Origin of the sequence: Pseudomonas sp. Bc-h (assembly GCF_002080045.1) — a bacterium.
Lineage (GTDB): Bacteria > Pseudomonadota > Gammaproteobacteria > Pseudomonadales > Pseudomonadaceae > Aquipseudomonas.
Map to the genome: position 1 here is coordinate 38,013 of NZ_MUIN01000004.1, position 19,586 is coordinate 57,598.

Annotated in this window: 17 protein-coding genes; 14 read left to right on the forward strand and 3 right to left on the reverse strand. The window is 58.2% G+C overall.

The features are described from left to right. The first annotated feature begins 99 nt into the window (after window positions 1-99). The 11 genes from BWR59_RS07095 to BWR59_RS07145 all read left to right on the forward strand — a co-directional run bounded on the left by BWR59_RS07095 (window position 100) and on the right by BWR59_RS07145 (window position 14,214). Window positions 100-2,907 carry an LPS-assembly protein LptD gene (locus tag BWR59_RS07095; RefSeq protein WP_081564933.1) on the forward strand — a complete coding sequence of 936 codons (2,808 nt, stop codon included), beginning with the start codon at window positions 100-102 and terminating at the stop codon, window positions 2,905-2,907. Then, a complete protein-coding gene (locus BWR59_RS07100; RefSeq protein WP_081565247.1) occupies window positions 2,888-4,210 on the forward strand; it encodes a peptidylprolyl isomerase in 1,323 nt (440 codons plus the stop codon). Before BWR59_RS07095 ends, BWR59_RS07100 begins: the two co-directional genes overlap by 20 nt. Then, the gene (pdxA, locus tag BWR59_RS07105; RefSeq protein WP_081564934.1) at window positions 4,207-5,196 is read left to right on the forward strand and encodes a 4-hydroxythreonine-4-phosphate dehydrogenase PdxA; all 990 of its coding nucleotides are present in this window, start codon (window positions 4,207-4,209) and stop codon (window positions 5,194-5,196) included. Before BWR59_RS07100 ends, pdxA begins: the two co-directional genes overlap by 4 nt. Further along, the gene (gene rsmA / locus BWR59_RS07110) at window positions 5,193-5,999 is read left to right on the forward strand and encodes a 16S rRNA (adenine(1518)-N(6)/adenine(1519)-N(6))-dimethyltransferase RsmA (RefSeq protein ID WP_081564935.1); all 807 of its coding nucleotides are present in this window, start codon (window positions 5,193-5,195) and stop codon (window positions 5,997-5,999) included. Before pdxA ends, rsmA begins: the two co-directional genes overlap by 4 nt. Before the next feature lie 117 nt (window positions 6,000-6,116). Continuing rightward, complete coding sequence (gene apaG, locus BWR59_RS07115) at window positions 6,117-6,497, forward strand: Co2+/Mg2+ efflux protein ApaG (protein WP_081564936.1); 381 nt, start codon at window positions 6,117-6,119, stop codon at window positions 6,495-6,497. Then, window positions 6,497-7,378 (forward strand): symmetrical bis(5'-nucleosyl)-tetraphosphatase, encoded by an 882-nt coding sequence (locus tag BWR59_RS07120; RefSeq protein ID WP_081564937.1) that lies wholly within the window; start codon window positions 6,497-6,499, stop codon window positions 7,376-7,378. Before apaG ends, BWR59_RS07120 begins: the two co-directional genes overlap by 1 nt. 56 nt (window positions 7,379-7,434) lie before the next feature. After that, on the forward strand, window positions 7,435-7,755 hold the full coding sequence (gene glpE, locus BWR59_RS07125; RefSeq protein WP_081564938.1) for a thiosulfate sulfurtransferase GlpE: 321 nt from the start codon (window positions 7,435-7,437) through the stop codon (window positions 7,753-7,755). A gap of 288 nt (window positions 7,756-8,043) precedes the next feature. Beyond that, window positions 8,044-9,966, forward strand: a complete 1,923-nt coding sequence (locus BWR59_RS07130; protein ID WP_081564939.1) for a PrkA family serine protein kinase — start codon at window positions 8,044-8,046, stop codon at window positions 9,964-9,966. Window positions 9,967-10,082: 116 nt separating this feature from the next. Then, complete coding sequence (locus tag BWR59_RS07135) at window positions 10,083-11,354, forward strand: YeaH/YhbH family protein (RefSeq protein WP_081564940.1); 1,272 nt, start codon at window positions 10,083-10,085, stop codon at window positions 11,352-11,354. Beyond that, window positions 11,351-12,913, forward strand: coding sequence for a SpoVR family protein (locus BWR59_RS07140; RefSeq protein WP_081564941.1), 1,563 nt, complete (start codon window positions 11,351-11,353; stop codon window positions 12,911-12,913). The genes BWR59_RS07135 and BWR59_RS07140 overlap by 4 nt, the downstream gene beginning before the upstream one ends. A gap of 71 nt (window positions 12,914-12,984) precedes the next feature. Then, window positions 12,985-14,214 (forward strand): multifunctional CCA addition/repair protein, encoded by a 1,230-nt coding sequence (locus tag BWR59_RS07145; protein ID WP_081564942.1) that lies wholly within the window; start codon window positions 12,985-12,987, stop codon window positions 14,212-14,214. 78 nt (window positions 14,215-14,292) lie between these two features. Here BWR59_RS07145 and folK read toward each other — a convergent pair whose 3' ends face one another. Both folK and folB read right to left on the reverse strand, forming a co-directional pair. Next, on the reverse strand, window positions 14,293-14,826 hold the full coding sequence (folK, locus tag BWR59_RS07150) for a 2-amino-4-hydroxy-6-hydroxymethyldihydropteridine diphosphokinase (protein WP_081564943.1): 534 nt from the start codon (window positions 14,824-14,826) through the stop codon (window positions 14,293-14,295). Further along, the gene (folB, locus tag BWR59_RS07155; protein WP_074886956.1) at window positions 14,817-15,170 is read right to left on the reverse strand and encodes a dihydroneopterin aldolase; all 354 of its coding nucleotides are present in this window, start codon (window positions 15,168-15,170) and stop codon (window positions 14,817-14,819) included. Before folB ends, folK begins: the two co-directional genes overlap by 10 nt. A gap of 74 nt (window positions 15,171-15,244) precedes the next feature. Here folB and plsY point away from each other — a divergent pair, with 74 nt between their 5' ends. Continuing rightward, on the forward strand, window positions 15,245-15,814 hold the full coding sequence (plsY, locus tag BWR59_RS07160) for a glycerol-3-phosphate 1-O-acyltransferase PlsY (protein WP_081564944.1): 570 nt from the start codon (window positions 15,245-15,247) through the stop codon (window positions 15,812-15,814). Window positions 15,815-15,867: 53 nt separating this feature from the next. On the opposite strand, the gene tsaD is transcribed toward plsY, so the two are convergent. Beyond that, window positions 15,868-16,893, reverse strand: a complete 1,026-nt coding sequence (tsaD, locus tag BWR59_RS07165; RefSeq protein WP_081564945.1) for a tRNA (adenosine(37)-N6)-threonylcarbamoyltransferase complex transferase subunit TsaD — start codon at window positions 16,891-16,893, stop codon at window positions 15,868-15,870. A 196-nt stretch (window positions 16,894-17,089) separates the two neighbouring features. Between tsaD and rpsU the strand changes: the two genes are divergently transcribed. Then, on the forward strand, window positions 17,090-17,305 hold the full coding sequence (rpsU, locus tag BWR59_RS07170) for a 30S ribosomal protein S21 (RefSeq protein ID WP_002551877.1): 216 nt from the start codon (window positions 17,090-17,092) through the stop codon (window positions 17,303-17,305). 246 nt (window positions 17,306-17,551) lie between these two features. Then, window positions 17,552-19,522 (forward strand): DNA primase, encoded by a 1,971-nt coding sequence (dnaG, locus tag BWR59_RS07175; protein ID WP_081564946.1) that lies wholly within the window; start codon window positions 17,552-17,554, stop codon window positions 19,520-19,522. Window positions 19,523-19,586: the final 64 nt, after the last annotated feature.

Genomic DNA, 19,586 nt, shown 5'->3' on the forward strand with positions numbered 1-19,586 from the left:
AGCGGGTCATGCTTTATTATCCGACATCTTTTTCAGCCCATCGAGAGGCGTGCGGCCCCCCCGCGGGCAGATGGCGCGCAGGAAGCCCGGACTAATAAGATGGCATTGAAATCCCCCGCGTTTCGTAAAAAATTTCCGTTGCTCGTAACCGGCAGTTTGCTGGCGATGCAACCTCTGGCCACCCAGTACGTGGTTGCAGCCGAACAGTATGACTGCTCGGTGTCTGCAGCAGGTTCCTGGGATTGCTCCCCGAAAACCAACGCAGCCCAGTTGCCCCCGCGGCCGGTGCACGACGCCAACAGCGTGTCGTCCAACAGCAGCACGGTGACTGAAAGCACGACCACCACCGAAACCGGTGAAGTCGTGCCCAAGACCATGCTGGTCACCGAAGCGAAGGGCCGTGGCCTGAAATCGCGTAGCGCAGACTACAGCCATCTGGACTGGGTGCCACGCGAGAAGTTGACCGCTGCCCAACTGGCGGAGACCGGCCCCTACTGCTCCGGTGCCTACATCGAGCCGATTCGTCCAGGCATGGACGACAAGACCGCGAAGAGCGACGCCCCGACTTTCATTGGCGCCAAAGCTTCGCGTTATCAGCAGGAAGAGCAGATCGCAACCCTGGCCGGTGACGTTGTCATGCGCCAGGGCTCCATGCAGATCGAATCCGACGAAGCCAGCCTGCATCAGGCCGAGAACCGTGGCGAGCTGAACGGCGATGTGCGTCTGCGCGACAACGGTGCCCTGATCGTCGGCGACCACGCTGAAGTCCAGTTGGACACCGGCGAGGCGAAGGTCGACAACGCCGAGTACGTGCTGCACAAATCCAACGTGCGTGGTAACGCGCTGTACGCTCGCCGTGCAGAGAACGCGATCATCCGCCTGAAGGACGGTACGTACACCACGTGCGAACCCAACAGCAACGCCTGGACCGTCAAGGGCAACAACATCACCCTTAACCCGGCCACCGGCTTCGGTACCGCGACCAATGCAACCCTGCGCGTGAAGGACATCCCGATCCTCTACACGCCCTACATCTATTTCCCGATCGACGACCGTCGCCAGTCCGGCTTCCTGCCACCGACCATCGGTGCCAGCAGCGACACCGGCTTCTCGTTGCTCACCCCGTACTACTTCAACCTGGCGCCGAACTACGACGCTACGTTGTATCCGACCTACATGGCCAAACGCGGTCTGTTGCTCGAGGGTGAATTCCGCTACTTGACCAAGAGCAGTGAAGGTCAGTTTGGCGCGGCTTACCTGAACGACGACAATGACGATCGTAAAGAACAGTCGGACTACAAAGACACCCGCTGGTTGATCAACTGGCAGAACCGCAGCGGTCTGGACGAACGTCTGACCGCGCACGTCGACTACACCAAGGTCAGCGATCCTTACTACTTCAGGGATCTGAAGAGCGGCCAGGAAGGCGTCAGCACTCACGACTTCCTCAATCAACAGGCTGATCTGACGTATCGCGGAGACGGCTACAACGCGCGCCTGAACGTTCAGCAGTACCAGTTGACCACCGTGACCCAGATCACGCCGTACGGTCGTCTGCCACAGCTGACGCTGGACGGCACACTGCCGTTCAATCCGGGCGGGCTGAAATTTGACTACAACACCGAGCTGGTTCGCTTTGACCGTGACTTGAGAACAGGGGATTTCACCGATGAAGACGGAATTTCGTCTACTCGCCTGGATAACAACGTCTTCGGGATCGAACGCGCCACTGGCGACAGGCTGAACCTCGCTCCAGCGATTAGTTTGCCGCTGACAGCCAGCTACGGCTATGTCACCCCGAAACTGAAGTACGTTTACACCAAATATGATCTGGACCTGGACGGACGGGGCAGGGCCGACCTGGCGTCAAACGCCAATCTGCAAGATGCAGGCAGGCAGCAGAACTTCGATAGCGGCGTAGACCGAGCCGTGCCGATCTTCAGCGTCGACAGCGGTCTTTATTTCGATCGCAACACCAATTGGTTCGGCAAGGATTACCGCCAGACCCTGGAACCACGTCTCTACTACCTCTATGTCCCAGAGAAGGATCAGAATGACATTCCGGTCTTTGACAGTGGCGAGACGACATTCAACTATGCCTCGCTGTTCCGCGACAACCGCTTCGTCGGCTCCGACCGTATCGGTGACGAGAACAAGCTATCGCTGGGTGTGACCAACCGCTGGATCGAAGACAACGGATTTGAGCGTCAGCGTTTCAGCATCGGTCAGGCATTGTATTTCGCCGACCGCAAGGTGCAGTTGCCAGGCATCAGCTACGAAGACCGCAAGGACGCACAGTCCGACGTGTCGCCGTATGCACTGGAATACGAATACCGCTTCAACCGCGATTGGCGTGCCACTTCGGATTTCAACTGGGATCCGGACAGCAAGACAACCCGTTCCGGCAGCGCGATGTTCCATTACCAGCCTGAAGACGAACCGGGCAAGATCGTGAACGCCGGCTTCCGCTACCGCAATGACCAGGTCCGGTATGACCAGAACTCCGGTCGCTGGGTAGTCGGCAGTGGTTTAGGGACGCCTGGGCAACCTGGATATGATCCGGACTACTACAAGATCAAACAACATGACTTCTCGGTCATCTGGCCGATCGTGCCGCAGTGGAGCGCAATCGCTCGCTGGCAGTACGATTACAACCGTGATCGCACCCTCGAAGCCTTTGGTGGTTTTGAATATGACAACTGCTGCTGGAAGCTGCGCCTGATCAACCGGTACTGGGTCGACTACGACGAAACCAGTCAGGACGTTGCTCAGAATGAAAAAGGCGACCGCGGCATTTTCCTACAAATCGTGTTGAAGGGACTTGGCGGCGTTGTTGGCCAAAAAGTTGAAAGCTTCCTCGACCAAGGCATTCAAGGTTATCGTGAACGTGAAGACCAAGCTTTCTGATTGTCTGCGCCCGCTGATGCTGGGCGCGCTACTCATCGGTACCGTGGCGCACGCTGAAGTGCGCTCCATCGACAAGGTTGTAGCCATCGTCGACAACGACGTGGTCATGCAAAGCCAGCTCGACCAGCGCACCCGTGAAGTTCAGCAAACCATCGCCAAGCGCGGTCAGGGCGTTCCGCCTGCCAGCGCGCTGGAGTCTCAGGTTCTGGATCGTCTGATTCTGGAAAACCTGCAACTGCAGATCGGCGAGCGCTCCGGCATTCGCATCACCGATGAAGAACTGAACCAGGCGGTCGGTACCATCGCTCAACGCAACAACATGAGCATCGACCAGTTCAAGGCCGCACTGGCACATGACGGCTTGTCATACAACAACGCTCGTGAGCAGATTCGCCGGGAAATGATCATCAGCCGCGTGCGTCAGCGTCGTGTCGCCGAGCGCATTCAAGTGTCGGAGCAGGAAGTGAAGAACTTCCTCGCCTCGGACATGGCGAAGGTTCAGTTCTCCGAAGAATTCCACCTGGCCAATATCCTGATTCCGACCCCTGACAGCGCGACCTCGGACCAGATCCAGGCAGCAGCCGCCAAGGCCAAGGATATCTACGGCAAGCTTGAGCAAGGTGCAAACTTCGAGCAGATGGCGATTTCCTCCTCGGCCAGCGAAAGCGCCCTGGACGGCGGCGACATGGGCTGGCGCAAGGCTGCTCAACTGCCTCCGCCATTCGGTGACATGCTCAGCTCTATGAGTCCAGGCCAGGTGACGCCTCCAGCGCGCACACCAGGCGGCTTCATCATCATCAAATTGCTGGAAAAACGCGGCGGCGAAAATCAGACCCAGATGCGCGACGAAGTCCACGTTCGTCACATCCTGATCAAACCAAGCGAAATCCGCAGCGAAGCTGAAACCAAGTTGTTGGCACAACGCATCTATGACCGGATCCAGAACGGCGAAGACTTTGCCGAGCTGGCGAAGAACTTCTCCGAAGATCCGGGCTCGGCTCTGAATGGCGGCGACATGAACTGGGTTGATCCCCGTTCGCTGGTGCCTGAGTTCCGTGATGTGATGAACGAAACACCGCAGGGCGTTGTGTCCAAACCGTTCCAGACTCAATTCGGCTGGCACGTTCTCGAAGTCCTGGGGCGTCGCGCAACCGACGGCACAAACCAGGCTCGCGAACAACAGGCCATGACAGTATTGCGTAACCGCAAATACGACGAAGAGCTGCAAACCTGGCTGCGTCAGATCCGCGACGAAGCCTACGTTGAAATCAAGCTCCCTGGCGCTGACCAGGCTGCCAAGTGAAACCCCGGCGTTTCGCCCTGACACCCGGCGAGCCCGCCGGCATCGGTCCAGACCTTTGCCTGCTGCTCGCCGCGCAGTCCCAGCCACACCCCCTGATCGCCATCACCAGTTGCGACCTGCTCACCGAGCGGGCCGCGCAACTGGGTGTGGCTGTCAGCCTGATTCCCATCATGCCGGACGTCTGGCCTGACATACCCGCCCCAGCCGGCAGCCTGTATGTATGGGATACCCCGCTTCAGGCCCCCGTGCTTGCCGGGCAACTGAACACGGCCAATGGCGCCTTCGTTCTGCAAACACTGACCCGCGCCGGTCAAGGCTGCATCGCCGGCGATTTCGCCGGGATGATCACCGCGCCTGTTCACAAGGGCGTTATCAATGAAAGCGGCATCGCCTTTTCCGGGCACACCGAATTTCTCGCCGAACTGACCCAGACCGAACAAGTGGTGATGATGCTCGCGACCGGCGATCTGCGCGTGGCACTGGTGACCACTCACCTGCCCTTGCGTGATGTTACCGACGCCATCACACCTGAGCGGCTGGAGCGCGTGGCCCGCATTCTCCACGCAGACCTGGTCAATAAGTTTGGCATCGCGCATCCACGCATTCTGGTCTGCGGCCTGAATCCGCACGCCGGCGAAAGCGGCCACCTCGGCCGCGAAGAAATCGACATCATTGAACCAACTCTGGAGCGTCTGCGCAGTGAGGGCCTGGATTTTCGCGGCCCGCTGCCAGCAGACACTCTGTTTACCCCTAAATATCTGGAGCACTGCGATGCAGTGCTGGCGATGTACCACGACCAAGGCCTGCCCGTATTGAAGTACAAGGGCTTCGGCGCCGCCGTCAACGTCACGCTTGGTCTGCCAATCATTCGCACCTCCGTGGATCACGGTACGGCGCTGGATCTGGCCGGCAGTGGCAAGATTGACACCGGTAGCCTCAAGGTCGCTCTGGAAACCGCCTATCAGATGTCCGAGACCCGTAAATGACTGAGCAATACCAACACAAGGCGCGCAAGCGTTTCGGCCAGAACTTCCTGCATGACGCGGGCGTGATCGACAAGATCCTGCGCTCGATCCGTGCCAAGGCAGAAGACCGCATGCTGGAAATCGGCCCGGGCCAGGGCGCCCTGACTGAAGGCCTGCTGAGCAGCGGCGCTCAGCTGGATGTCGTGGAGCTGGACAAGGACCTCGTTCCGATCCTGATGCAGCAGTTCGGTGACAAACCGAACTTCAACCTGCATCAGGGCGATGCTCTGAAGTTCGACTTCACAAGCCTCGATGCAGCGCCGAACAGCCTGCGCGTTGTCGGTAACCTGCCGTACAACATCTCGACGCCGCTGATCTTTCACCTGCTGCAAAACGCCCACCTGATCCGCGACATGCACTTCATGCTGCAAAAAGAAGTGGTCGAGCGCCTGGCGGCAGGCCCTGGTGGCGGCGACTGGGGTCGCCTGTCGATCATGGTTCAGTATCACTGCCGCGTGGAACACCTGTTCAACGTAGGTCCTGGTGCTTTCAATCCGCCGCCGAAAGTCGACTCTGCGATTGTCCGCCTGGTGCCGCATCAAACGTTGCCGCATCCAGCCATGGACCAACGCGTCCTTGAGCGCGTCGTTCGTGAAGCCTTCAACCAGCGCCGCAAAACCCTGCGCAATACCTTGAAGGCGCTGCTCACCAGCGAAGAAATCACCGAAGCTGGTGTGGACGGTAGCCTACGTCCTGAGCAGCTGGATCTGGCAGCATTTGTCCGGCTGGCTGACAAGCTCACCGAGAAGTCTCTCGTCGGCTAAGCCAAAAGGACATGTCCGGTCTAAGCACCAATTGGTTTTTTAGCCGTCACATGTCCTAGACTGAGTCTTCTCCGGGCTTTTCCGGCTTTTTCCGCTTCCGCTTTTAAGGCCTCTTGCATGTCCGATCTTCGTTATCAGGTCGACGTCAGCGTCGTCACCCGCTTCCTCGCAGAACAATCCCAACCCGAGCAGAACCGCTTTGCCTTCGCCTACACCGTCACTGTTCACAACAGCGGCCAGCTACCGGCCAAGCTGTTGTCGCGCCATTGGGTGATCACCGACGGTGACGGCCATGTCGAAGAAGTTCGCGGTGAGGGTGTGGTCGGTCAGCAGCCGCTGATTCAGGCGGGCCAGAGCCATACCTACAGCAGCGGTACGGTGATGACCACCAAGGTCGGGAACATGCAAGGCACCTATCAGATGCTTGCCGAAGACGGCAAACGATTCGACGCCATCATTGCTCCATTCCGGCTGGCGGTACCGGGGGCGCTTCACTGATGACGGTCTACGCGGTCGGCGATCTGCAAGGTTGCCTCGAACCTCTGAAATGCCTGCTTGAGCGGGTTTCTTTCGAACCTGGCAAGGACAAACTCTGGCTGGTGGGTGATCTGGTCAACCGTGGCCCGCGCTCGCTGGAAACCCTGCGATTCCTATATGCCATGCGTGACTCGCTCGTTTGCGTGCTGGGCAACCATGACCTGCACCTGCTCGCGGCCGGTCGCAACATCGAGCGCCTGAAGAAAGGCGACACTTTGCGGGAGATCCTTGAGGCCCCGGACTGCAACGAGCTGCTCGACTGGCTGCGGCAACAAAAGCTGCTGCATTACGACGCCCAGCGGGACATCGCGCTGGTGCATGCAGGCATCCCGCCGCAATGGACGCTGAAGAAAGCGCTGCGCTGCGCCGAGGAAGTCGAAGAGGCGCTGCGCGACGACAATCTGTTCGAACCTTTTCTGGACGGCATGTATGGCAACGAGCCCGCCAGATGGGACAAGGATCTGCATGGCGTCACGCGCCTTCGCGTGATCACCAACTACTTCACGCGCATGCGCTTCTGCACCGCTGACGGCAAGTTGGACCTCAAGAGCAAGGAAGGCCTGGACAGCGCCCCTGCCGGATACGCGCCATGGTTCAGCCACAAGGATCGCAAGACCAAGGGCCTGAATATCATTTTCGGGCACTGGGCTGCGCTGGAAGGCCGCTGCGACGAGCCCGGCATCTACGCGTTGGACACCGGCTGCGTATGGGGCAATGTGATGACCATGCTCAACGTCGACACCCGCCAGCGGATCAGCTGCGATTGCGATGAACGTGGCAACCTCGCGCCTTCAGCATCCAGCAACCCGCCCGCTGGCGACTCGGTCGCCGCCCGGCGTTAGAATTGTCTTTTCCGTTCTCGACCGATCGAGAACCCAATGGCCCAGGAGCCCACGCCATGACCGACTTCAAACGCATTCCGCCGGAGCAGGCCCAGGCCCTGCGTGAACAAGGCGCCGTGCTGGTCGATGTCCGCGACGCACAGACATTCGCCAGTAATCACATTCCTGACTCGCATCACCTGGACAATCACTCCATTGCCGATTTCATCCGCAATGCCGATCTCGACAAACCGCTCGTCGTCCTCTGCTATCACGGCAATTCCAGTCAGAGCGCGGCCGCCTATCTTGTAGGTCAGGGCTTCTCCGAGGTCTACAGCATGGATGGCGGTTTCGAGCTGTGGAAAAACACTTTCCCGAGCGAAACCGCGCAAGGCTGATCGAAAAATATTTTTTTCAGTGCGCGAGCCCGCGTTCTACGCGGCCTCGCGCGTCCAACTGACGAACGGTCCCCCTTCATTCATACGCCTTCCTTCTTTCTGTGTGCGAATCCGAACTATCCTTAGCCTCAGGCCATCCGAATCAGGGGAGAGCCGGTACACCGGCGCGTGGGTCATCGGTAGCTACTTTTATGGTGTTTGGGGGGTAATGGCTTCTGAGTAATCAGATGTCAGCCAGCATCGACTGACGATCCGCCGCCGGCTCCACGTATCGAGCGAGGTGACGTCATGAGTATTTTTAGCCACTTCCAACAACGCTTTGAATCGACACGCCAGGAAGAGCTCTCGCTACAGGAGTATCTGGAGCTCTGCAAAACCGACCGCAGCGCATACGCCTCAGCCGCAGAACGTCTTCTGATGGCCATCGGCGAGCCTGAGTTGTTCGACACCTCGACCAACTCCCGGCTATCCAGAATCTTCTCCAACAAGGTCATTCGACGCTATCCCGCGTTCGAGGATTTCCACGGCATGGAGGACTGCATCGAGCAAATCGTCTCGTACTTCCGCCACGCCGCTCAGGGCCTGGAAGAGAAGAAACAGATCCTTTACCTGCTCGGCCCTGTAGGCGGCGGTAAGTCGTCCCTGGCTGAAAAACTCAAACAGCTGGTTGAAAAAGTACCTTTCTACGCCATCAAGGGCTCCCCGGTTTTCGAATCGCCCTTGGGCCTGTTCAAACCCACCGAAGACGGGACGATCCTCGAAGAGGACTACGGCATCCCGCGTCGTTATCTGAATACCATCATGTCGCCATGGGCGACCAAACGTCTGGCCGAGTTCGGGGGCGACATCAGCCAGTTCAAGGTGGTGAAACTCTATCCGTCGATCCTCAACCAGATCGCCGTGGCCAAAACCGAGCCGGGGGACGAGAACAACCAGGACATTTCGGCGTTGGTCGGCAAAGTCGACATTCGCAAACTCGAGGAATACCCACAGAACGACGCCGACGCTTACAGCTATTCTGGCGCGCTGTGCCGGGCCAACCAGGGCCTGATGGAATTCGTGGAGATGTTCAAGGCGCCGATCAAGGTCCTGCACCCACTGCTCACCGCTACTCAGGAAGGTAACTACAACAGTACCGAAGGCCTGGGCGCGATCCCGTTCACCGGTATTCTGCTGGCCCACTCCAACGAATCGGAATGGCACAGCTTCCGCAACAACAAGAACAACGAAGCCTTCATCGACCGTATCTACATCGTGAAGGTGCCGTACTGCCTGCGCGTCAGCGATGAGATCAAGATTTACGACAAGTTGCTGTTCAACAGCTCACTGGCCAAGGCGCATTGCGCACCGGACACGCTGAAAATGCTTGCGCAGTTCACTGTTCTGTCCCGCCTCAAGGAGCCTGAGAACTCCAATATCTATTCCAAGATGCGGGTTTACGACGGCGAGAACCTAAAAGACACCGACCCCAAAGCCAAGTCGATTCAGGAGTACCGCGACAGCGCGGGCGTCGATGAAGGCATGAACGGTCTGTCTACCCGGTTCGCGTTCAAGATCCTGTCGAAAGTCTTCAACTTCGACCCTCATGAAGTGGCAGCCAACCCGGTCCACCTGCTGTATGTGCTTGAACAGCAGATCGAGCAGGAACAGTTTCAGGCCGAAACCCGCGAACGCTATCTGCGGTTCATCAAGGAATATCTGGCCCCACGCTACATCGAGTTCATCGGCAAGGAAATCCAGACGGCCTACCTTGAGTCCTATAGCGAATACGGCCAGAACATCTTCGACCGCTACGTGCTCTATGCGGATTTCTGGATTCAGGATCAGGAATACCGCGATCCGGAGACCGGCGAAATTCTCAACCGAGTCGCACTGAACGAAGAACTGGAAAAAATCGAGAAACCGGCCGGCATCAGCAACCCGAAAGATTTCCGCAACGAGATCGTCAACTTCGTGTTGCGCGCACGTGCCAACAACAACGGCAAGAATCCGACCTGGCTCAGCTACGAGAAGCTGCGGGTGGTGATCGAGAAGAAAATGTTCTCCAACACCGAGGATCTGCTGCCGGTTATCAGCTTCAACGCCAAGGCGAGCAAAGAGGACCAACAGAAGCACAACGACTTCGTTACCCGAATGGTCGAGCGCGGTTACACCGATAAACAGGTACGTCTGCTCTCTGAGTGGTACCTGCGCGTGCGTAAGTCCCAATAAAGCAGCTGTGAGCTACAAGCCTCAAGCGGCAAGCTGGACGGATCAGCGCCTAAGTGCCTGGCAGGATCAGCTTGCAGCTTGTAGCTGTTTTTTTCTTGTAGCTGCCCGGAGGGCCTATGAGCTATGTGATCGACCGACGTCTCAATGGCAAGAACAAGAGCACGGTGAACCGGCAGCGCTTCCTGCGCCGCTACCGTGACCACATAAAGAAAGCAGTCGAAGAAGCAGTCAGCCGCCGCTCCATTACCGATATGGAACATGGCGAACAGATCAGCATCCCCGGTCGCGATATCGATGAACCGGTACTTCACCATGGTCGCGGCGGGAAACAAACCGTCGTCCACCCTGGCAACAAGGAATTCACAACTGGCGAACACATCGCCCGCCCGCAAGGTGGCGGCGGCGGAAAGGGGCCTGGCAAGGCGAGCAATTCCGGCGAAGGCATGGACGAGTTCGTGTTCCAGATCACCCAGGAAGAATTTCTCGAATTCATGTTCGAAGATCTCGAACTGCCTAATCTGGTCAAACGCAACCTGAGCGGCACCGACACGTTCAAGACCGTCCGCGCGGGGATCAGCAACGAAGGCAATCCTTCGCGCATCAACATCATTCGCACCCTGCGCTCAGCCCATGCGCGACGCATCGCGCTGTCCGGCAGCAGCCGCGCCAAGCTTCGAGAAGTACTCGCCGAACTTGAGCGCATGAAACGCGAAGAACCCGATAACTTTGGCGACATTCAAGAACTCGAGATCGAGGCTCAGCGTCTGCAAGCGCGGATAAAACGCGTCCCCTATCTCGACACCTTCGACCTCAAGTACAACCTGCTGGTCAAACAACCCAACCCCAGCTCCAAGGCCGTCATGTTTTGTCTCATGGACGTTTCCGGCTCCATGACCCAAGCCACCAAAGACATTGCCAAGCGCTTTTTCATACTCCTGTACCTGTTCCTCAAGCGGAACTACGACAAGATCGAAGTGGTGTTCATCCGCCATCACACCAGTGCGCGGGAAGTCGACGAAGAAGAGTTTTTTTACTCGCGGGAAACCGGCGGGACCATCGTTTCCAGCGCATTGAAGCTGATGCAGGAGATCATGGCCGAGCGCTACCCCACCAACGAGTGGAACATTTATGCGGCCCAAGCCTCCGACGGCGACAACTGGAACGACGATTCACCTATCTGCCGCGACATCCTGATCAAACAGATCATGCCCTTCGTGCAGTACTACACTTACGTCGAAATCACGCCACGCGAGCATCAGGCGCTGTGGTTCGAATACGAGCGCATCGGCGAAGCTTTCGCTGACACGTTTGCCCAGCAGCAGCTTGTCTCTGCCGGTGATATCTATCCGGTATTCCGTGAACTCTTCCAGCGCAGGTTAGTGACATGACCGGTAGAGAACAGAAACGCCAACCCCTTTCCACGGGTTCAGAGTGGACGTTCGAACTGATCCAGGCCTACGACCGGGAGATCAGTCGCATCGCCGAGCGCTACGCCCTGGACACCTATCCCAACCAGATTGAGGTGATCACCGCCGAGCAGATGATGGACGCTTATGCGTCGGTCGGCATGCCGCTCGGCTATCACCACTGGTCCTACGGCAAACACTTCCTCAGCACGGAAAAATCCTACTCACGCGGCCAGATGGGTCTCGCATACGAGATCGTCATCAACTCCGATCCGTGCATCGCCTATCTGATGGAAGAAAACACCATCTGCATGCAGGCGCTGGTGGTTGCGCATGCCTGCTATGGTCACAACAGCTTCTTCAAGGGCAATTACCTGTTCCGCACCTGGACTGACGCCAGCTCGATCATCGACTACCTGGTGTTCGCCAAGCAGTACATCATGCAATGCGAGGAGCGCCATGGCATCGACGCAGTTGAGGACCTTCTCGACTCGTGCCACGCGCTGATGAACTACGGCGTCGACCGCTACAAGCGCCCTTACCCGATTTCCGCCGAAGAAGAACGCCGCCGCCAGAAAGATCGCGAAGAGCATATGCAAAAACAGATCAACGATCTATGGCGCACCATCCCCAAGAATGCCAGCAAGAATGACAAAGAGGACGGTGCACGCTTCCCCGCAGAGCCGCAGGAAAACATTCTCTATTTCATCGAAAAACATGCGCCACTGCTGGAGCCCTGGCAGCGTGAAGTCGTGCGTATCGTGCGCAAGATCGCCCAGTATTTTTATCCACAGCGCCAGACGCAAGTCATGAACGAAGGCTGGGCGACGTTCTGGCACTACACCCTGATGAACGACTTGTACGACGAGGGGCTGGTAACCGACGGATTCATGATGGAATTCCTGCAGTCTCACACCAGTGTGGTGTTCCAGCCCGGCTTTGACAGCCCGTATTACAGCGGTATAAACCCGTACACCTTGGGTTTCGCCATGTATCAGGATATCCGGCGGATGTGCGAGCACCCCACCGAGGAAGACCGTCACTGGTTCCCTGACCTGGCCGGCACCGACTGGTTGACCGCTGTGAAGTTTGCGATGAGCAGCTTCAAGGATGAGAGCTTCATCCTTCAGTACCTGTCACCCAAGGTCATTCGCGACCTGAAACTGTTCAGCATCCTGGATGACGATCAGAAGGATGACCTGCTCGTTCCTGCGATTCATGACGAAACCGGCTACAAGATCATTCGAGAAACACTGGCTGCGCAATACAACCTCGGCAACCGTGAGCCCAATGTGCAGATCTACAGCATCGACCGCCGTGGCGACCGCTCGCTGACACTGCGCCATCAACAACATGATCGCAAACCGTTGGGCGACTCCACCGACGAGGTGCTCAAACACCTGCACCGTTTGTGGGGCTTCGATATTCATCTGGAAACGCTGCAAGGCGACCAGATCATGAAAACTCACCACGTACCCCCGAGAAGCGAACACGCTGACAGTGAATATCCCCGGCTCGATCTGGCCGTCGTTCACCTATAGGCGATAAAGTAATTTCCGCCTCCGCAAGAGCGACGTAAGGTTTATCCTGTCGCGCTTACGGAGGCTTTTTTATGCAGATCTATAAAGTTGGCGGAGCCGTTCGCGACCGCCTGCTTGGCAAACCGGTCGCTGACACTGACTGGGTGGTCGTCGGCGCGACGACCGACGAGATGCTGATCAAGGGCTATCGCCCGGTCGGCACAGATTTCCCGGTATTTCTGCACCCGCTGACCGGCGAGGAATACGCGCTGGCCCGAACCGAGCGAAAGAGCGGGCGCGGGTATGGCGGCTTCGTGTTTCATGCCGATTCGAACGTTACTCTGGAAGAAGATTTGATCCGCCGCGACCTGACGATCAACGCCATCGCCGAGGACAAGGACGGGCATCTGACTGATCCGTTCCACGGCCAGCGAGATCTGGGAGAACGAGTTTTACGCCACGTTTCCCCGGCATTTGCCGAAGATCCCCTCCGAGTGCTGCGTGTCGCGCGATTCGCTGCTCGCTATGCGCCTGACGGCTTCACAATCGCCCCTGAGACGATGGAACTGATGCGCCAGCTCAGCGCCTCGGGAGAGCTGGAAGCGCTGACGCCGGAACGCAGCTGGAAGGAAATCTCCCGCGCTTTGATGGAGAAAGAGCCTCAGGTTTTTATCGAGGTCTTAAGGGAGTGCGGGGCGCTCAAGATATTGATGCCGGAAATCGACACCCTCTTCGGCGTGCCGCAACCGGAAGCCCACCACCCCGAAATCGATACCGGCCTGCATGTGCTGAGCGTGCTGCATCAAGCCGCGATCCATCAGCAGCCGTTGAGTGTGCGTTGGGCTTGCCTGCTGCATGACTTGGGGAAGGGTCTGACACCGGAAGAGGAATGGCCTCGCCACATTGCCCACGAGCACAAAGGCTTGAAGGCGATCAAGGCGGTGAACCAGCGCTTCAAGGTCCCAAGGGATTGTCAGGAACTGGCGCTGTTGGTGGGCCAATATCACACCCATGGGCACCGGGCGCTGGAATTGAAGCCGTCTACCCTGTTCGATTTACTGCAGAGCTTTGACGTCTATCGACGCCCGCAGCGCTTCGAAGAGTTCATCATCGCGTGCGAAATGGACGCGCGAGGGCGAAAGGGGTTTGAAGACCGGAATTATCCCCAGGCCGAGTATTTGCGCGGGGCTGCCGAAGCAGCACGGCAAGTTGCCGTGCAGCCATTGCTGGATCAGGGGTATCAAGGGCAGGAGCTGGGCGAAGCGCTCAAACGTGAGCGGCTGGATACGCTAAAGGTCTACAAAGCGAGCTATCAGAGCTGAAAGCTCATCTGACTTGCCGGCGGTGGTGCAGTTGAGTTCGCTGCCGCCAGCAAGCCGCACCGCCACAGCAACGCAATTCTAACCAACAGGCTCGTCAAACAGGGGCGCCGGGGTCAATGGCTCTCCCCGCCACTCGAACCTCACCGGCCATAACTGCTGGTCGATCTGCGCCTCGGCCCACAGCTGAGCGAACGCAATACCGACACCTGGATGCAGACGCTCAGGCGCGATCAACGAAAGAGGCCAAAGAACGAATGCATTCTTGAGGATTTCGGCACGGGGCAATACCAGACCGTCGAAATTGCCTACGTGTTCGTCGTATAGCAGGACGTCGATATCCAACGGCAAACCCTTGCGGTCCGGCGCGTAACGCCCGTTATCGGCTTCGATGAATTTCAGGCGACGATCCAGTTCCATCAACGGCAGGTCGGTCAGCGCCGATACCACCAGATTGAAAAACGGACCGCTCTTGATCCCCACCGGATGGCTTTCGAACACCGGGGAGCAACTCAGGTCGGTGAGAAAGCCCGCCAGCGCATCGAGCCCGGCGCAGAGGTGCTTCTCTCGGTCGATATTGCTACCCAAGCCAAGGAAAATCCGTGTCAGCGACATCCGCGCTCGATCTCCACGCCAACGCCTTTGGCCGCTGGCACGGCTCCGGGCTTGGTCAGTTTGAGGTGCAGCCAGGGGATATTGAACTCGCTCATCAACACTTCGGCCAGACGCTCGGCGAAGGTTTCGACCAACTGGAATTGCGATGCTTCGGCGAAAGCCTGGATGCGTGCAGAAACGCTAGCGTAATCGAGCGCCTTGCTCAGGTCATCGCCTGCCGCGGCAGGCCGGTTATCCCAGGCAAAACTCAGGTCCAGACGCAAGCACTGGCGAATGCCCCGTTCCCAGTCGTAGGCACCGATAACGGTGTCGACTTCCAGACCCTCAATGAAAACTCTGTCCAAGCCTTTCTCTCCGTTGCACGACAAGGGCGCGATGCGCCGTTAGAATCAAGGCATCCTCGCCCGGAATGGTTAGCATGTTTTGGTTAATGGCGATACTCGCCTACCTGCTCGGCTCGCTGTCCTTCGCCATCCTGCTCAGCCGCATAACCGGCAGTCCGGACCCACGCGCCAGCGGCTCGGGCAACGCTGGCGCCACCAACATGCTGCGTCTGGCGGGCAAGAAGCTCGCTATCCTGACCCTGATTGGCGATGTCTGCAAAGGACTGATCCCCGTGCTGATCGCCAGCTGGATCGGACTCGATCCCCGGCAACAGGCCTGGATCGGCCTCTACGCCGTACTCGGTCACTTGTTTCCGTTGTACTTCCGTTTTCGCGGCGGCAAGGGCGTTGCGACCGCAGCAGGCATGTTGCTCGGCCTGTATCCACCCGCTGCGCTGCTGGCCATAGCCGCCTGGCTACTGACGTTCTACCTGACCCGGACCAGCTCGCTCGCCTCGCTCATCGCTACACCGCTGACCCTGCCGTTACTGGCGTGGCAAGAACCTCATGCGTTGCTGCCGATGAGCCTGCTGACCCTGCTTATCGTCTGGCGCCACCGCGGCAATTTACGCGACCTGTTTGCCGGGCGCGAACGGCATTTCTGAATCCATAAGATGAAAAAGGCTCATTCGAGCCTCTTCCCGACACTCCAGCCTGCTTACAGCCCAGGCAATTGCTCCATCGGCCAGCGTGCCTGAACGGTGATGCTGAGGCTTTCCTTCTGGCCCGCCTGCAGACGCTGACAACCGGCAAAGGCAATCATCGCGCCGTTGTCGGTGCAGAACTCAGGACGAGCGTAGTAAACGTTGCCGCCCAGACCACCGAGCATCTGTTCGAGCGATTCGCGCAGTGCCTTGTTCGCACTCACGCCACCGGCGATCACCAGACGCTTCATTCCCGCCTGCTTCAACGCACGCTTGCACTTGATGGTCAAAGTCTCCACCACCGCCTGCTGGAAGGCCAGCGAGATGTCGCAACGGGTTTGTTCTCCGTCGTCCCCAGCGCTCTGGCACTGCTGCCAGGTGTTCAGGGCGAATGTTTTCAAGCCGCTGAAGCTGAAATCCAGGCCGGGACGATCCGTCATCGGCCGCGGGAAAGTGAAACGTCCCGCTACGCCTTTGAGCGCCAGACGGGAAATCTCGGGGCCGCCCGGGTAATTCAGGCCCATCATTTTTGCCGTCTTGTCGAAAGCCTCGCCTGCCGCATCATCCAGCGTCTCGCCCAACAGCTCATAAAGGCCGATGCCGTCGACCCGAACCAGTTGGGTATGTCCACCGGAAACCAACAAAGCGACGAACGGAAATTCTGGCGGTTGCTCCTCCAGCATGGGTGCCAGCAGATGGCCCTCCATGTGGTGAACACCAAGCGCCGGGATGTCCCAGGCGAAGGCCAGTGCCTGGGCGCAGGAAGCCCCCACCAGCAGCGCCCCGACAAGGCCGGGGCCTGCGGTATAAGCGATCGCATCGATCTCGGTCACGGCACAGTCAGCCTCGGCCAACACCTGACGGATCAAGGGCAGCATGCGTTTTACGTGATCGCGGGACGCAAGTTCCGGGACCACGCCACCATAGACGCGGTGCAGGTCTATCTGGCTGAACAATGCATCGGCAAGAAGGCCGCGTTCGCTGTCGTACAGCGCTACGCCGGTCTCGTCGCAGGAGGTTTCCAATCCCAGTACTAGCATGGGTTACGCCTTGTAGAGGCCAAATTCGAAGGCGCGCATAATAGTCGCCGCTCATGCCTGCGACCAGCGGTTTTCGATCAGAGGCTTTGCATTCCTCGCTGCGAGGGGTTAACATCCGCAACCCTTAAAAACCGACGTACTTAGTGCAAGTGTTGCACGAGGCGTTGACCCCGGTAATGAATGAAGGTAGCTCTGGATGCCAGCCGTCAAAGTTAAAGAGAACGAACCCTTCGACGTAGCTCTGCGTCGTTTCAAGCGCTCCTGCGAAAAAGCCGGTGTTCTGGCTGAAGTTCGTAGCCGCGAATTTTACGAGAAGCCGACTTCTGAGCGTAAGCGTAAAGCAGCTGCTGCTGTTAAGCGCCACGCCAAGAAAGTTCAGCGCGAACAGCGCCGCGCCGTTCGTCTGTATTAATACAGACGTCTGTCGCAAGCTTCTGCCTTGCCCGGCCCTAAAGCCGGGCTGTCGGCAGTTGCAGAATTAGCCTCAAGCAGCACAGGCAGAGGCTGTCGACGCCGCAGATGCGACCTAGACAAACCCCGTCGAACTCTTCCAGCCTGATTCAGGCCGCGTTGACCCGTCTACACTGACCAAGCAACCGTCGTTACGCTTTGGATTCGCCACGATCTTTCTGGCGGGGCGCCTGATGATGAGAACGCCATGGCCGGACTGATTCCCCAAGGTTTTATTGACGACCTCCTGAACCGCACCGACATCGTCGATGTTGTCAGCTCGCGCGTCCAATTAAAGAAAACCGGCAAGAACTTCAGCGCCTGCTGTCCTTTCCACAAGGAAAAGACACCGTCGTTCAGCGTCAGCCCGGACAAACAGTTCTACTACTGCTTCGGTTGCGGCGCAGGCGGAAACGCCCTCGGCTTCATCATGGACCACGACAACCTGGATTTCCCTCAGGCCGTCGAGGATCTGGCAAAAGCCGCAGGCATGGAAGTACCCCGCGAACAGGGCGTGAAAGGCCAAAAGCCGAGACAGCCCACTGATTCGCCGCTTTACCCATTACTTACAGCCGCCGCCGAGTTTTACCGTGCGGCGCTGAAAAGCCATCCGACACGCAAGTCGGCGGTGGACTACCTGAAAGGCCGCGGCCTTTCAGGTGAGATTGCCCGCGATTTCGGTTTGGGGTTCGCTCCGCCAGGCTGGGACAATCTCTACAAACATCTGAGCAGCGACACCCTTCAGCAGAAGGCCATGATCGACGCAGGCCTGCTGATCGAGAACGCCGAAACCGGTAAACGCTACGATCGCTTCCGTGATCGCGTGATGTTTCCTATCCGCGACAGTCGCGGTCGGGTCATCGCTTTTGGTGGGCGTGTACTCGGAGATGACAAACCGAAATACCTGAACTCCCCCGAGACGCCGGTATTTCATAAAGGCCAGGAGTTGTACGGCCTGTTCGAGGCGCGCAAACATAATCGCAACCTCGACGAGATCATCGTTGTCGAAGGCTACATGGACGTCATTGCTTTAGCCCAGCAAGGCCTGCGCAATGCCGTTGCAACACTTGGGACCGCGACCAGCGAAGAGCATCTGAAGCGACTCTTTCGTGTAGTACCTAACGTGCTGTTCTGTTTCGACGGCGACCAGGCAGGTCGCAACGCTGCATGGCGTGCATTGGAAGCGACGCTCTCCAGCTTGCAGGACGGCCGCCGCGCCCGGTTTCTGTTTCTGCCGGAAGGCGAAGACCCGGACACCCTGGTACGCGCCGAAGGAACGGATGCGTTCAAGGCAAGGATCAACCAGCACGCTCAGCCTCTGGCCGATTACTTCTTCGAACAACTGACCAAGGAAGCGGACCCGCGCTCGCTGGAAGGCAAGGCGCACATGGTCACCCTGGCTGCACCGCTGATCGAAAAGGTGCCTGGGGCCAACCTGCGCGAACTGATGCGTCGCCGACTCAAGGAAATCACCGGGCTGGATACCGCAGCCGTGAATCAACTGGTGCAGGCCGCACCACACGAAGCCCCGCCGGTATACGACCCGGGCTTCGATTACGATTCAGTCCCGGATTACAGCGACTACCAACCGCACGATGCGTACGAGCCGCAGCAGGAATGGGCGCCGAAGGCACCGGGTGGGCAGCAGAAGAAGTGGGAAAACAAGCCATGGGAAAAGGGCAAGAAGTGGGACAAGAACGGTAAACGGCCGGACTTCGAACCTCGCGCCCCGCGTACCCCGGCGACGGTCGAGCCACCGACACTGACAGCGCTCAGGACGCTCCTTCATCATCCTGACCTGTCGCAGAAAGTGGAAGACACCAGCCACTTCGCAGCAGAAGACAACGTTTATTCACAGTTGCTGGTGGCGCTGCTCGAGGCCCTGCAGAAAAATCCCAAGTTGCGATCGCTGCAGTTGATCGCGCGGTGGCACGGGACCGACCAGGGACGATTATTAAGACAACTGGCGGAAAAGGAATGGCTGATCTCCGCCGATAACCTTGAACAACAGTTTTTCGACACTATAACTAGCTTGTCCGCCCGCCAACGCGAGCGAAGCCTGGATCAATTGATCAGGAAGGAACGGCAGTCAGGGTTGAGCGCAGAGGAAAAAGTTCAGCTGCTCAGCCTGTTAAATCGCAAAGTTCCTGCACAAACCCCGACCTCAACTGGCGCGTGAGGTCCTAGCTCGGGTATAATCCTCGGCTTGTTTTTTGCCCGCCAAGACCTTCAGTGGATAGGGT